General features: G+C 59.5%; 12 protein-coding genes. 11 read left to right on the top strand and 1 reads right to left on the bottom strand.

The genetic code is table 11. The annotated features are described in order from the left end of the window. Window positions 1–18: 18 nt before the first annotated feature. The 5 genes from HMPREF2756_RS01840 to HMPREF2756_RS01820 all read left to right on the top strand — a co-directional run bounded on the left by HMPREF2756_RS01840 (window position 19) and on the right by HMPREF2756_RS01820 (window position 7,914). Window positions 19–2,097: a PTS fructose transporter subunit IIABC gene (locus HMPREF2756_RS01840; RefSeq protein WP_070617614.1), complete on the top strand. Its 2,079-nt coding sequence runs from the start codon at window positions 19–21 to the stop codon at window positions 2,095–2,097. 41 nt (window positions 2,098–2,138) lie between these two features. Continuing rightward, on the top strand, window positions 2,139–3,833 hold the full coding sequence (gene ptsP / locus HMPREF2756_RS01835; RefSeq protein ID WP_070617611.1) for a phosphoenolpyruvate--protein phosphotransferase: 1,695 nt from the start codon (window positions 2,139–2,141) through the stop codon (window positions 3,831–3,833). 190 nt (window positions 3,834–4,023) lie between these two features. Beyond that, window positions 4,024–4,302 (top strand): HPr family phosphocarrier protein, encoded by a 279-nt coding sequence (locus HMPREF2756_RS01830; protein WP_013397859.1) that lies wholly within the window; start codon window positions 4,024–4,026, stop codon window positions 4,300–4,302. 355 nt (window positions 4,303–4,657) lie between these two features. Beyond that, the gene (locus HMPREF2756_RS01825; RefSeq protein WP_070617608.1) at window positions 4,658–5,758 is read left to right on the top strand and encodes a lipid II:glycine glycyltransferase FemX; all 1,101 of its coding nucleotides are present in this window, start codon (window positions 4,658–4,660) and stop codon (window positions 5,756–5,758) included. A 71-nt stretch (window positions 5,759–5,829) separates the two neighbouring features. Further along, complete coding sequence (locus HMPREF2756_RS01820; protein ID WP_070617605.1) at window positions 5,830–7,914, top strand: threonine/serine exporter family protein; 2,085 nt, start codon at window positions 5,830–5,832, stop codon at window positions 7,912–7,914. A gap of 107 nt (window positions 7,915–8,021) precedes the next feature. On the opposite strand, the gene HMPREF2756_RS01815 is transcribed toward HMPREF2756_RS01820, so the two are convergent. Continuing rightward, window positions 8,022–8,696, bottom strand: a complete 675-nt coding sequence (locus HMPREF2756_RS01815) for a uracil-DNA glycosylase (RefSeq protein ID WP_070617601.1) — start codon at window positions 8,694–8,696, stop codon at window positions 8,022–8,024. A gap of 101 nt (window positions 8,697–8,797) precedes the next feature. On the opposite strand from HMPREF2756_RS01815, the gene HMPREF2756_RS01810 reads away from it, so the two are divergent. From HMPREF2756_RS01810 to rlmC, 6 genes are all read left to right on the top strand, one after another. Continuing rightward, the gene (locus tag HMPREF2756_RS01810; RefSeq protein WP_070617599.1) at window positions 8,798–9,190 is read left to right on the top strand and encodes a DUF3263 domain-containing protein; all 393 of its coding nucleotides are present in this window, start codon (window positions 8,798–8,800) and stop codon (window positions 9,188–9,190) included. A gap of 141 nt (window positions 9,191–9,331) precedes the next feature. Further along, window positions 9,332–9,883 (top strand): LytR C-terminal domain-containing protein, encoded by a 552-nt coding sequence (locus HMPREF2756_RS01805; RefSeq protein ID WP_013397854.1) that lies wholly within the window; start codon window positions 9,332–9,334, stop codon window positions 9,881–9,883. A gap of 71 nt (window positions 9,884–9,954) precedes the next feature. Further along, window positions 9,955–10,092: a hypothetical protein gene (locus tag HMPREF2756_RS11215; protein WP_168163738.1), complete on the top strand. Its 138-nt coding sequence runs from the start codon at window positions 9,955–9,957 to the stop codon at window positions 10,090–10,092. 162 nt (window positions 10,093–10,254) lie between these two features. Further along, window positions 10,255–11,877: a chaperonin GroEL gene (gene groL, locus HMPREF2756_RS01800; RefSeq protein WP_048751751.1), complete on the top strand. Its 1,623-nt coding sequence runs from the start codon at window positions 10,255–10,257 to the stop codon at window positions 11,875–11,877. A 253-nt stretch (window positions 11,878–12,130) separates the two neighbouring features. Then, window positions 12,131–12,466: a hypothetical protein gene (locus tag HMPREF2756_RS11210; protein WP_168163737.1), complete on the top strand. Its 336-nt coding sequence runs from the start codon at window positions 12,131–12,133 to the stop codon at window positions 12,464–12,466. Window positions 12,467–12,665: 199 nt separating this feature from the next. Beyond that, the gene (gene rlmC / locus HMPREF2756_RS01790) at window positions 12,666–13,811 is read left to right on the top strand and encodes a 23S rRNA (uracil(747)-C(5))-methyltransferase RlmC (RefSeq protein ID WP_070617596.1); all 1,146 of its coding nucleotides are present in this window, start codon (window positions 12,666–12,668) and stop codon (window positions 13,809–13,811) included. The last annotated feature ends 84 nt before the right edge of the window (window positions 13,812–13,895 follow it).

Below are 13,895 nucleotides of genomic sequence, written 5' to 3'. Positions count from 1 at the left end.
CGCCCCGAGGAGGGTATTATGTCTGAGCTCATCACCCCAGAGCTGGTGCTCCTAGACCAGAATCTGGGAGAGACTAAATTCGACGTCATCAGCAAGCTTGCGCACGCCGTCGTCAATGCCTCACGTGCCACCGACTACGATCAGCTGTACGCCGCTGCAGAAGCCCGAGAGTCCAAGACCGACACCGGCATCCCGGGCGGCATCGCCATCCCCCACTGCCGAAGCGCGGCGGTCACCGAACCCACCCTCGCGATGGCACGACCCAACCCCGGCGTGAGCTTCGGCGCGAAAGACGGTGCGGCCGATCTGATCTTCTTCATCGCCGCCCCCGATGGTGCCGACCAAGAACACCTGAAACTGCTCTCCACGCTGGCACGTTCGCTGATGAAGAAGAGCTTCACCGCCTCCCTGCGTGAGGCACAAACCCCCGAAGAAATCGTAGACCTCGTGAACGATGCGCTCGGCACCGGCGCCCCGAAGAAGGCTCCCGCCTCCGCCGACTCGGCAGCATCGAACGCGCAAAAGGCGGGTGCAGGCGCATCCGCTCAAGCCGCAGCGGCACAGACCGACTCCGCAGAAGCGACTGCATCCGAGAAGCCAGCCAACAAGAAAATCGTGGCGGTCACCGCATGCCCCACCGGCATCGCGCACACCTATATGGCGGCGGATGCCCTCAAATACGCGGCGGAAGACCTCGGCTACGACTTCAAGGTGGAAACTCAGGGGTCTTCGGGGAACGAAACCCTCACCCAAGCCGATATTGATGAAGCCGACGCCGTCATTTTCGCGGTCTCCGTGAACGTGCGCGACCGCAGCCGCTTCGCCGGTAAGCCCTATGTGGAAGCCCCCGTGAAGCGCGGCATCGACGAACCGCAAGCCATGATTGAGGAGGCCCTGGCAGAGGCGGAAAACCCCAACGGCAAGCGCGTGAGCGCCGCCGCATCCAGCGGAGAAGACACCTCCTCGGCTGCCGAAGGTTCGTGGGGCTCGCGCATCTACAAGGCCGTGATGACCGGTGTTTCGTACATGATCCCGTTCGTCGCCGCCGGCGGCATTATCGTGGCGCTGGGCTTCATTCTCGAAGCAATCACCATGCCGAACCTGGGCGATGTCGATACCGAAAAGATCCTCGCCAACGCCACAATCTACAACCTGGGAGACACCCACTGGACCCTCTACCTGGGCGCGGTTCTGCAGACCATTGGTAAGTTCGGTCTTGACCTGATGGTTCCCGCGCTCGCCGCCTTTATCGCCTACGGGTTGGCGCAGCGCCCCGGTATTGCGCCCGGCTTTATCGCCGGTTCCGTCGCGGTTGCCGTGAAGGCTGGCTTCCTCGGCGGCATCGTCGGCGGTCTGCTCGCCGGTCTGATTGCCTACGGTTTAGGCACCCTCAAACTGCCGCGCTGGCTCGGTTCGATGATGCCCGTGGTCATTACCCCGCTCATTACCTCACTCGTTGCGGGCGGCATCATGTACCTGCTGTTGGGCGCGCCGCTGGCGTGGGTTCTCGAATCCCTGCAGAATTGGCTGACCTCCATGTCTGGCGCATCCGCTCTTGTTCTCGGCCTGATTCTGGGTGCCATGATGGCATCCGATCTGGGTGGTCCCATCAACAAGGCGGCTTACCTGTTCGCAACCGCCGGGCTTTCTTCGGGTGCCGATGTGAACAAGGAAATCATGGCAGCCGTTATTATCTCCGGCATGGTTCCGCCGCTGGCTATGGCGCTTGCCACCACCCTGCGCCCCAAGCTCTTCACCGAGCCCGAGCGTGAAAACGGCAAGGCCGCGTGGCTGCTGGGCGCATCCTTCATCTCTGAGGGGGCTATTCCGTTCGCCTCGGCAGACCCGGCGCGCGTGATCCCGTCCTCCATCGTAGGCGGCGCGATTGCCGGTGCTATTTCGATGAATGCGCATGTGGCATCCCCGGCACCGCACGGCGGTATCTGGATTATTGGTTTGAGCAACAATATTCCGATGTTCCTGCTCGCCGTTGTCGCCGGTACCGTCGTATCCGCTATCACCTATGTGCTGCTGAAGTCGATTGGCGCGAAGTCGCGGCAGACTGCGACCGAGACCCCAGCGAAGACCGCCGCATAAGCGTTACACTGTAGAGAACCTAACACGAAGGATATAACTTCATGACTACATATAAAGGCGTCGGTGTTTATGCCGGACGCGTTATTGGTCCCGTGCTACAGATGCCCGAGCCTATTCAAGAGCCTAAAGCCGGTCTACGCCTAGACGGTGAAAGCCCCGAAGAGGCCGGACAGCGTATTCAAGATGCGTCGGTACGCGTGAAAGAGGACCTGCTCGCACGCGCCGAAAACGCGGGTCGTGACGGCAAGGCCGTGCTCAAATCGACCTCGCAGATGGCGACCGACCGCGCCCTGATTAAGAGCGCCGTAAAGCTGGTTGAGACTCAGCAGATGGCACCTGAGCGCGCGATTTGGGAGGCAGCAACCTCGTTCGCCGACCAGATGGCTGCCCTTGGCGGTTACATGGCTGAGCGCGTCACCGATATTCACGATGTGCGCGCCCGTATTGTAGCTGAACTGACCGGTCAGCAGGCACCGGGCATCCCCTTCGCGGAGGAGCCTTTCGTGCTCGCCGCAGTTGATCTTGCCCCCGCAGATACCGCGACCCTTGACCCAAAGAACGTGATCGCCCTGATCACTTCAGACGGCGGTCCGCAGGCGCATACCGCGATTTTGGCGCGCGGCCTGGGCCTTCCCGCTATTGTGGCGGCGAAGGGGGTCACCGATATTCCTGACGGCACCGAGGTCTATGTGGACTCGAACGCGGGTATCGTCAACACTGAGCCGACCGATGAAGACCGCGAAGCCGCCGAAAAATACGCTAACCGCAAACCTATCGCCGACTTCGACGGTAAAGGCGTGCTCGCCGACGGCACCCGCGTGCCACTCTACGCGAACGTGGGCGACGGCAAATCCGCCGAGAAGGCTGCCAGCCTGAACGCTGAAGGCGTGGGTCTGCTGCGCACCGAATTTGGCTTCTTGGGGCACGACGCCGAGCCGTCTATTGAGGCCCAGGCGGAAACTTACAAGTCTGTGTTTGATGCCTTCCCCGGCAAACACATCGTGGTTCGCACCCTGGATGCGGGCGCCGACAAGCCCCTGCCCTTCCTCAACGTGAATCCCGAGGAAAACCCGGCGCTGGGCGTGCGCGGTTTCCGCACCGACTGGACCGTACCCGGCGTGCTGACCCGCCAGCTGGAGGCTATCAAGCAGGCGTCCGAGGATTCCGACGCCGATATTTGGGTGATGGCCCCGATGATTTCGACCACCTCCGAGGCTCGCAACTTTGCGAAAATGCTCAAGGAGGTGGGCCTGCCGGTACACGGCGTGATGGTTGAGACACCCGCTGCCGCCGTGAACGCCGAGGCGATTTTGGGTGAGGTTGATTTCGTGTCGATCGGCACCAACGATCTGACGCAGTACACGATGGCTGCAGACCGTCTGCTGGGCGATCTGGCTCACCTGAACAACCCGTGGCAGCCTGCGGTGCTGAAGATGATTAAGCTGACCGTCAAGGGCGCTAAGCGAGCTTCGGTGAACGCCGGCGAGAAGAAGTATGTGAGCGTCTGCGGTGAGGCCGCCGCTGATCCGGCGCTGGCCGTGGTGCTGGTCGGCCTGGGGGTTGATACCCTCTCGATGAACGCCGGTGCTATCCCCGCGGTTGCGGCGGTGCTCAAGTCGGTGACCCTGGAGCAGGCACGCCATATCGCCAATAAGGCTTTGGAACAGATTTCCTCTGCCGAGGCGAAGGCTGCCGCTCGCGCTGAGCTGCCGATTCTGGACGAGCTCGGCCTCTAGAAGACGCCTCAAACCCGGTGGAGAATAAGGCTAAACCGGTGTTGAAAGTTTATTTCAAGATCGGGTGAGGCATTGGTCCCCAAGTGGTGAGTAAAACTGTACAATTGAGGCAAGAAAACAGGGGGTGCATCCTCCCGTTTGATAAACATGGAGTCGATAACAGACGATTCCTTCACAAAGGAGAAAAACCATGGCAGAGGTTATTGCCACCATTGCAAGCCGCGTTGGTCTGCACGCACGTCCCGCAGCAATTTTTGCTGAGGCAGCTGGCGACCTCCCCGTTGAGGTCACCATTGCAGCCGAAGGCGAGCCCGCAGACGAGGCAATGGATGCGGCTTCGATCCTATCCCTGATGTCCTTGGGTGCTAAGCACGGTGATCGTGTGGTGCTCCGAGCAGAAGGTGAAGGCGCAGACGAAGCTCTAGAGACCCTGAAGAAGATTCTCGAAACCGACCACGACGCAGAGTAATCCTTCCGGCGACTCTCGCCAGCTTTACCGGTATCCCGTCGCTTCACGTGCGGCGGGATACCTGCTTTAAGGCTCGGGCGCGCATCCGGTCTTGTTCCCTTACCTCTGCCCCGGTCCGCCCGATCGGGTCGGAAGGGGCATAAAAAGGCTCTTTATTTGAATAAAGCGGCGTTTTTAACTCTTTATTCGCATCAAGGCTCTTTTTAGACGAGGCGAACCCCGCCGATGCACCAATCGCCGCGCCTCTTGTTAGACTTAAGGCGTGCGTGCGCCGCGAGCGCATCAAAAAGACCGCACAAGGTTCGCGGGCGACAGACGTTCGGAACACCCACCACCCCACGAGAGATAGAGACCCTTGCACGAAATTACGGCACGTTTTGCAACCCCAGCAGAAATTCAGGAGTGGGATACCCACGTGATCGCCAACCCGGACGGCGGAAATCTGCTGCAGTCCGCATCATTCGCAAAAGTCAAAGCCGACTACGGGTGGAAACCCCGCTATATCGTGTATGAAGGCACCGTCGATCGTAACGGCGAGAAGCAGCCTTTCGCCAGCTACAGCCTGGCGTTCGAGAAGAATATTCCGCTGCTAGGCAAACTCTGGTACTTCATCAAAGGCCCGGCGGTGCACGACGCCGATGAGCTGCCCGCCCTGCTGCAGGCGAACCGCCGCCTGATTACCGAGCAGAAATTGGGTGTTTTTGCCGTCAAGATCGAACCTGAAATCGTGGCGGATGAGCATGCCCAGCAGGTCATTGCGGGCACCGAGCTGGTTCGTACCGCCGATATTCAGCCGAATGACTACACCGCCATCCTCTCCACTGAGGGTACCGAGGAAGAGGTGCTCAAGTCGTTGTCTTCGCGTGGACGTAACGCTGTACGTCGCGCCACCCGTGAAGGCTGCGAGGTCAAACGGGTTGAGCTCACTGACGAAAATATGCGCGCCATGTATGCCCTTATGGATACCGTGGGGCAGGGCAAAGTGTCGCTTCTGCTGCGCCCCTACGAGTATTACCGCGACTTCTGGAGGGCCTTTGAGAACGCGGGGCAGGGCAGGCTCTACTTCACCTATGAAGACGGTAAACCTTCCGTGGGCGCTTACGTGATTAACTACGGTACGAAGGGCACCTATAAAGACGGCGGTTCTAAGCCGCGCCGTAAACAGTACGGCGACTCTCATCTGGTACAGTGGACTGCGATTACCGACCTCATGAAGGAGCACGGGATCAGCACCTATGACTTCTGCGGCACCCCGCCCGCCGCCGAACTCAAGAATAAGGAACACCCTTACTACGGTCTGGGCCTGTTCAAAACCTCGTTCACGAAGAACGTGACCGACTTCGTGGGCGTTTACGATCAGCCTATTTCAGAGCTCAAATATAAGCTCTGGAACGCCGGTGTGGAGCGGCTGATGCTTCGCCTGTGGGTGAAGAAACACCACTATTCCTTCTACTAGGAAACGCCGCACCGCCACGCCACTCACCGGTACACACAGCGCACCAGCACGCAACACGATCAAGGGATACTATGGCGAAGAACCCCGAGGAGCACAGCTACAACCCAGCCGATGAGAACGCGAGGAGTATTCGCCGCCCGGGATATTTCTTCGCCGTGCCACTCTCCGAAGTGCACGACTCCAAGCTGCGTGAGGCGCTTGCCCACAGCGGCAAGGAGGTCGAGCAAGCTGAGCAGGCGCGTGAGGCGCTTTACGAGGTTGCGGCGGCGCACGGTGTGGAAACCGATACGGACGACACCCAGCTTCTTCCCGTCGACGAATCCGGTATGCCTCTCGACGAGGCCCCGCAGATGCCCTATGAACCGGAGATACCTTACGAGGAAATCCCCGAAGAACCCGTAATCCAGGCGGTGCAGAGCGTGCCGCCCGAGATACCGCATCCGCAGGAGCCCCCCGCGCAGACCTCCAGCAATATCGTCACGGAGGTCGCTAAATACCGCCAGTCCCAGCCCGTCCCCATGACGGGCATGATCCCGCAGGTGCCCAATTCGCATGCGGCACAACGGTTCGGCGGTGTAGAGCCCACGGCGAGCGCACCCCCGGTATCCGTACCCACCACGACGATGCCCGCCGGGCGTGGCACGGGCGGACGGTGGGGCGTGCGAACCACCCTACGTTCCTTCGTGCGTGCCGACGGCCAGGCGGTGGCACACGTGGCGCCGCGCGGTGCGGCGCGCATCGCCCAGCGGCAGTTTACCCCGCGCGCCAAACGTGAAGAACGTGCTCAACGTGAGGCCCTGTACCGCGAGAAAGAGTACGCCCGCGACACCCTCAATTTCACGCTGCGCCTGGCGGAAGCCATGTTCTATTATGGCGCGGACGCGATGGACGTAGACTCGGCGATTATCGCGGTGTCTTCGGCGTATGGGCTCGATTCGGTGGATGTTAATATCACCAACCAGTCGGTGACCATCAACTACACCTCCGACCCCGATATTTACATGGAGTCGCGCATCAGCTCGCGAACCATGAGTGCCGACTCCCGGTTCACCCATACGCTCGTGCGCGTGGTGCGCACCTCTACCGAGAATTATGAGGCGCTCGCTTCTACCTACGGGCTGATTCACGATATTACCGAGGGCGGCATGACCCTGGAAGATGCCGACCTTCGCCTGAGCGAGATTACGAACCATCCTAAACCGTATCCGCCGTTGATTACTTGGCTGGCGAATATTGGCTGCGCAACCACGCTGACGGCGGCGTTGGGGGCGAGCTGGTCTACCGCAACCGCTGCGGCGATCGTGTTCATTCCCGTGTACCTGCTGATTCAGTGGCTCAATAAGATTGGCATGCCCACGTTCTTCCGCATGGCGGCAAGCGCGGGTCTGCTGACCTTCCTAGCGATTTGGCTGGGCGGGGATCATTCCATGATTCGCCGCCCGGGGGAGTCGATTTCTGCGCCTCTGGTGGTTGCCGCCGGGCTGATCATGTTCCTGCCGACCTCGCGTCTGGTGGGCGCGGTTCAGGATGCGATTAACGGTTTCCCGGTGACCGCGGCGGGAAGATTCGTTTCGACGGGCATGAGCTTTTTGGGTCTGGTGATCGGCATTGCCTCGGCGGTGAATGCGATTAGCCTGTTTGGCGGTCCGATTCTGGATATTGAGCAGAGTCGGTTTGAGCTTCCTTCGCCGCTCACGTTCTCGGTGTTCATGCTGGCTGCGACGGTTACGTTTGCGATTACCCTGCATACGAAGCTTGTGAAGCTGGGGTGGCTGGTGCTCATTACCTGTAGTGCCTTGGTGACCTACCACCTGTATACCTACCTGGTGGGGGTCGATTCGGGGCGTGCGAATACGGCGCTTGCCGCCCTCATAATTGGCATGCTGAGCACCTACGTGGCGTACCGACTGCATGCCCCGCAGGCGGTTTTTTCGATTCCTGCGCTGACCTTCCTGCTGCCTGGTCTGTCGTTCTTCCGCGGCATGTACCTGCTGACGGTTGAGACGAACGTGGTTTGGGGTATTCAGAGCATGATTTCGGCGGTTTCGATTGTGATTGCGATGGCGGCGGGCGTGACGTTGGGCAACTACCTGATGCAGTATCTGCTGCAGCGTTTCGCGGTTCCGCGCAATGTGCCCGCGGAGGCCGCCGAGTAGCGCATCCGTGGTTCTCACGTTCCCCTGATGCGGGATGCTACAAAGGCTCTTTATTCCACAGTGGAATAAAGAGCCTTTTTATGCGGGTATGGGTGGGCGGATGCGCGCTACTTGACCGTCCAGTCCACCGGTTCCGCACCCTGCTCTACCAGCAGCGTATTCACCCGCGAGAACGGGCGTGAACCGAAGAACCCGCGGTGCGCCGACAGCGGTGAGGGATGTGCAGACTCCACACACGGGTACGGTTCCAGCATCGGGGCGGTGCGCCGCGCATCCGCACCCCACAGCAGCCCGACCAGGGGCTTATTGCGTGCCGCCAGCGCCCGAATAGCGCACTCGGTCACCTCTTCCCACCCCTTATTGCGATGCGACCCCGGCGCCCCTTCACGCACGCTGAGTACGCGGTTCATGAGCATGATGCCCTCCTCGGACCACGAGCTCAGATCGCCGTGCTGTGCGGGCTCGATCCCCAAATCGTCGGACAATTCCCGATAAATATTGATGAGCGATTTCGGCAGGGGCATATCCCGCTGCACCGAGAACGAGAGCCCCATCGCGTTCCCGGGGGTGGGGTAGGGGTCTTGCCCCACGATCAGCACCTTGACCTCGTTCATGGGGCGTGAGAATGCGCGGAAAATATTCTGACCTGTGGGAAAAGTTCGGTGTCCCGCCGCGTGTTCGGTGCGTAAAAACTCGCCCATGGCGTGGATTTTATCTTCGACGGGCGCGAGGGCCTGCGCCCAGTCTTCGCTCATAATGTCGGTCAGCGGCGGGTTCGTCATGAAAATACTCCCTGAGAAAATTTGACTCTAATAACACGGTGACTTCAACCAACATACTCTAAAGTGTTCATGTAGACCACCTATGTTCGTCAGGAATCCAGATGCCGATACCTTCTTCGGAAACCCCCGAACCTTCGCCTGCTGGCGGCTCGGATGCCGCCGAACCCGCAGCGGCAGTTCCCGCCGATAACTCTGAACCCAGCCCCACAACACAGACAGTGCCTTCCGCACCCAGCACTTCTGAGACCCGCGAAACCGGCGGAAAAACTGAGAACACGCGAAAATCCGCTCTCACCGATTTAGAGCGTGCCATGATCGCCCTGGAAAAACGGCACTGGAAGTACCAGGGCACCAAAGAGAAGGCGATTACCGCGCTCGGGCTCACCCCAATCGCCTACTACCAGAAGCTCAACACCATGATTGACAGCCAGCGTGTGATCGCCGCCGAACCTATCCTGATGCACCGCCTGCGCGAGGTTCGCGACCGCAGCTAGAGGCAGCCGCACCGATGTGTGCATGAGCGCACGCCGTTCTGAACAGGACGGATAAAGCCCCATACGGTACCCTGTAAGAGAGAGCTTTGGCAGGGCTCCACCGCGCAGAGCGGTACATCTATTACTCAAACTAGGGAAGTCATGAGCCAATACCCGCACGATGAATTCGACGACATCGACGAGAATACCGCCCGACGTGGAACATACCGCGGTGTGATTGACGACCCTTCTAAGAGCCCCAAAGGCATTATTCCCGTTGTCGTCGCCGGTATTTTATCGCTCGTGATCGGCGGCGCTATGTACATTAACCACCCGCGCAGCAGCTCGCCCGAGGCCGCCGCACGTGCCAAGAGCTACAGCGCCCCCGCCTCGCCCTCGGAGTCTTCATCGCCCTCTGCCTCGGCATCTGAGCAGGCTAAGGATGCGAACGTGGCGGTCTATAACGCATCCGCACCCGGCGGGTCTGCGGCCAAGGCAAGCGCCGCGCTTGAGGGTTACACGATTACCGAAACCGCGAACTGGTCGGGCACCCCGCCGGAGTCCAGCACGGTCTACTACAAGGACGAGGCCAAGAAGTCGCAGGCCGAAGCTATTGCGAAAACCCTGAATATCACGACGGTTCAGGAGAGCTCAGACGCCTCGATTCTGGGCGAGAACGATATTGTGGTGGTGCTTGCCGCCGACTACAGCTAAACGGCATCATCCGGCTTGATACCGCGGTGTGCGGTACCGTTTATCATCCCCGCTAGTTTCGGGAACGTTCTATGAGTCTTATGCGCTCGCACATAACATCGCCCGGCGCTCGTACCTGGTTCTTCCGCTCTGTGCATTCGCTTGAAGCCGTACCCGTTCACCCCATTGCGGCTTTCCGTGTGCTTCAAGAATGCGCTGAGGGCGATTAAGCTAAATTCGGTGCTCAAAATGTTTGCCCTCGGGCGCACCAAGTGCCAAAATTGTTTTTAGCACTCGGCGCCTTCAGGTGCTAAAACCGGTATCAAAATCTGCTTCGGCAGACCGGAAAACCTGAGCGCTCCATTCGAAACGTCCAGGAGGGATATCGCCACATGGCAAAACTTATTGCTTTTGATGAAGAAGCTCGCCGCGGTCTAGAGCGCGGACTGAACACTCTAGCCGATGCCGTTAAGGTAACTCTTGGCCCCCGTGGCCGCAACGTCGTGCTTGAGAAGTCGTGGGGCGCACCCACGATCACCAACGACGGTGTTTCCATCGCCAAAGAGATCGAGCTTGAAGACCCCTATGAAAAGATTGGCGCTGAACTCGTCAAAGAGGTAGCCAAGAAGACCGACGATATCGCAGGTGACGGTACTACCACCGCAACCGTGCTCGCTCAGGCGCTCGTGCGTGAGGGTCTGCGCAACGTGGCTGCTGGTGCTGACCCGCTGAGCCTCAAGCGCGGTATTGAGAAGGCTGTTGAGGAGGTCACCAAGACCCTGCTCGACTCCGCGAAAGAGGTTGAGACTGAGGAAGAGATCGCGGCAACCGCATCCATCTCTGCGGGCGATCAGGAGATCGGTAAGCTGATCGCTCAGGCTATGGAGAAGGTCGGCAAGGAAGGCGTGATTACCGTTGAGGAATCCAACACCTTCGGCCTGCACCTGGAACTCACCGAGGGTATGCGCTTCGATAAGGGCTTCCTCTCCGGCTACTTCGTGACCGACCCTGAGCGTCAGGAAGCCGTTCTGGAAGACCCCTACATCCTGGTGGTCAACCAGAAGATTTCGAACGTGAAGGATCTGGTTCCCGTTCTTGAGAAGGTCATGCAGTCCGGCAAGCCGCTGCTGATTATTGCCGAGGATGTTGAGGGCGAGGCTCTGGCGTTGCTCGTGCTGAACAAGATGCGCGGCTCCATCAAGTCCGTTGCCGTGAAGGCACCCGGTTTCGGTGACCGTCGCAAGGCTATGATGGCTGATATTGCGATCCTCACCGGCGGCCAGGTTATTACCGAAGAGGTTGGCCTATCCCTGGATACCGCAACCCTTGAGATGCTGGGTAAGGCACGCAAGGTTGTTGTCACCAAGGACGAGACCACCATCATTGAGGGCGCTGGCGACGCCGCCGCACTTGATGGCCGCGTGGCACAGATTCGCGCCGAGATCGCAAACTCCGATTCCGACTACGACCGCGAGAAGCTGCAGGAGCGCCTGGCAAAGCTCGCCGGTGGTGTGGCTGTGCTCAAGGCTGGCGCGGCAACCGAGGTTGAGCTGAAGGAACGCAAGCACCGCATTGAGGATGCTGTGCGCAACGCAAAGGCAGCTGTTGAAGAGGGTATCGTCCCCGGCGGCGGCGTGGCACTGATTCAGGCGGGCGCGAAGGTCTTCGACAAGCTCGACCTGAAGGGTGACGAGGCAACCGGCGCGAACATCGTGCGCGTGGCTATCGATGCGCCGCTGAAGCAGATTGCAACGAACGCTGGCCTTGAGCCCGGCGTGGTGGTCGATAAGGTTCGTTCCCTGCCCGAGGGCACCGGTCTGAACGCCGCAACCGGCGAGTACGAAGACCTCATGGCTGCGGGTATTAACGACCCCGTGAAGGTGACCCGTTCCGCTCTGCAGAACGCAGCATCGATCGCCGGTCTGTTCCTGACCACCGAGGCTGTGGTGGCGAACAAGCCTGAGCCCGCATCCGCTGCGGCACCTGCTGCTGACCCGATGGGCGGCATGATGTAACGTTTCCCGACTGAGGGAGTATGTTGAAGCTCTCCGGGGTGGGTTCCTGACCGGCACAATGCCGGGTATGGAGCTCTCCCCGGAGAGCTTTTGTCTATCTCAGAGACGCGAGCAGGTGGTTTTTGGTCCGAGCAGGTAGGAAAATCCTACCTTTTCGGCAAAATACTACCTGCTCGCGCGTATGCATGATTGCTCGCAACGTGCGCCGTGATTCGTTCGGGATGGGCGAGCCGCGCGGTATGCTGGATTTATGATGTCTAACACCACCTCCAAATCTTCCGAAAACAACGCCCCCGATGCCCCCGCCCGTTCCGACCAAAATGCAAAGAGTATCGGCTCGCGAAATTCATTTCTGAGCATCGGGTCGGTGAACTCATTCTGCAGCATTGGCTCCGTCAATTCGGCGTTTTCGATCGGCTCGGTTTTCTCGTTTGGGTCTATCGGCTCGGCCTTTTCTTCGCTGTCCATTGCCTCGTGCCTGAGCTTCATGAGCGTGTTATCGGTTTTATCGGAAGCATCTGTGCTCTCGGCACGGTCGTACAGGTCGGTGCTTAAAGCGGGTCAGCAGAAGAAGGCAAAGAAACCGTAGCCTTCCCGCCCGGTCCAGTCACAGCCCTGCCTGCTAAAAAGAGCCTTTATTTGAATAAAGCGTAGTTTTCGCCGCTTTATTCACATAAAGGCTCTTTTTTGATTGGGCAGGGGCAAAGGAGCACACCTGGCGGCACGCCGGCAGTGCCACCTGGTGGGTTGACCGTGCCCGCGCATCCACAGGGTAGAATGGTGGGGCTATGGAATGCGCCTATTACCGTGAGAGTCTTTGCCGCTCCTGCACCAACATCGAAACCCCGTACCCCGCCCAGCTCGCGGCAAAACAGGCCGATGCGCGCAGGCTTCTGGCGGCGTACCCTCACCTGGCCTGGCTGGAACCTGTCGCCAGCGACGAGGCGCATTTTCGGAATAAGGCGAAGCTGGTGGTGGGCGGTTCGGCGCAGAACCCGTCCCTGGGTATCGTGGATTATCGTTCGGGGCGCGCCACCGATTTAAGCGAATGCCCGCTCTATATTGAGCCGATTGAGCTTGCTATTCCGGTGCTGCACGAGCTTATTCAGCGTGCCGATTTGACCCCGTATGACATTCCGGCCCGGCGTGGTGAGCTCAAGAATATTCTGGTGACCGCATCCGATACGGGTGAGCTGATGGTGCGGTTTGTGCTCCGCTCGAAGAAGCTGCTGGTGCCTATTCGCCGCCAGCTGGGGTGGCTGCAGGAGCGTCTGCCGAAGTTGGCGGTGCTGTCGGTGAATCTGCTGCGCGAGCATGTGGCGCTGATTGAGGGCGATGAAGAGATTATTCTGACCGAGCGGCAAACCCTGCCGATGCGCGTGAACGGCATGAGCCTGCACCTGCGACCGCAGAGCTTCTTTCAGACGAACACGCAGATTGCGCAGGCGATGTATGCGCAGGGCTGCGACTGGGTGGGGCAGGTGCAGCCGCGCACGCTCTGGGATTTGTATTGCGGTGTGGGCGGTTTTGCCCTTCATGCGGCGCAGGTGATGCACGGTGAGGTCACCGGGATCGAGATCAGCGCGGAGGCGATTCGCAGCGCCCAGCGTACCGTTGCCGAGCAGGGCCTTGAGGGCGTGAAATTTGCGGCAGGGGATGCAACCGAGTTCGCCGTGAATGCCCGCGAAATCCCTGAGATGCTGGTGGTGAACCCGCCCAGGCGAGGTATTGGTGAGAGGCTGTGCGCCTGGGTTGAGGACTCCGGGATTGAGCATGTGATTTATTCGAGCTGCAATGCGAAAACCCTTGCCGCTGACCTGGCGCGTATGCCTTCCTACAAGCCGGTCGCCGCGCGTTTGCTCGATATGTTCCCACATACGAACCACTATGAGGTTATGGTGTTGCTTGTAAAATCAATTTCACTGGTGAATTAGAAGCAGACATTCTGCTCATGGTAAGCCCCACAGTTCAAGAAATGAAGTGACAAAGCAATGGTTAGCATGTTTCTCTACCAGTGA

The organism is Rothia sp. HMSC067H10 (assembly GCF_001810635.1).
GTDB lineage: Bacteria > Actinomycetota > Actinomycetes > Actinomycetales > Micrococcaceae > Rothia > Rothia dentocariosa.
This window is presented reverse-complemented; position numbering and strand designations above follow the sequence as displayed.

What these genes read in the sequence shown, in the direction of transcription:
- HMPREF2756_RS01840 (WP_070617614.1), top strand. Translation starts at nt 19, where the DNA reads ATGTCTGAGCTCATCACCCCAGAGCTGGTGCTCCTAGACCAGAATCTG.
- HMPREF2756_RS11210 (WP_168163737.1), top strand. Translation starts at nt 12,131, where the DNA reads ATGTCTAACACCACCTCCAAATCTTCCGAAAACAACGCCCCCGATGCC.
- rlmC (WP_070617596.1), top strand. Translation starts at nt 12,666, where the DNA reads ATGGAATGCGCCTATTACCGTGAGAGTCTTTGCCGCTCCTGCACCAAC.
- groL (WP_048751751.1), top strand. Translation starts at nt 10,255, where the DNA reads ATGGCAAAACTTATTGCTTTTGATGAAGAAGCTCGCCGCGGTCTAGAG.
- HMPREF2756_RS11215 (WP_168163738.1), top strand. Translation starts at nt 9,955, where the DNA reads ATGAGTCTTATGCGCTCGCACATAACATCGCCCGGCGCTCGTACCTGG.
- HMPREF2756_RS01820 (WP_070617605.1), top strand. Translation starts at nt 5,830, where the DNA reads ATGGCGAAGAACCCCGAGGAGCACAGCTACAACCCAGCCGATGAGAAC.
- HMPREF2756_RS01810 (WP_070617599.1), top strand. Translation starts at nt 8,798, where the DNA reads ATGCCGATACCTTCTTCGGAAACCCCCGAACCTTCGCCTGCTGGCGGC.
- ptsP (WP_070617611.1), top strand. Translation starts at nt 2,139, where the DNA reads ATGACTACATATAAAGGCGTCGGTGTTTATGCCGGACGCGTTATTGGT.
- HMPREF2756_RS01815 (WP_070617601.1), bottom strand. Translation starts at nt 8,696, where the DNA reads ATGACGAACCCGCCGCTGACCGACATTATGAGCGAAGACTGGGCGCAG.
- HMPREF2756_RS01830 (WP_013397859.1), top strand. Translation starts at nt 4,024, where the DNA reads ATGGCAGAGGTTATTGCCACCATTGCAAGCCGCGTTGGTCTGCACGCA.
- HMPREF2756_RS01805 (WP_013397854.1), top strand. Translation starts at nt 9,332, where the DNA reads ATGAGCCAATACCCGCACGATGAATTCGACGACATCGACGAGAATACC.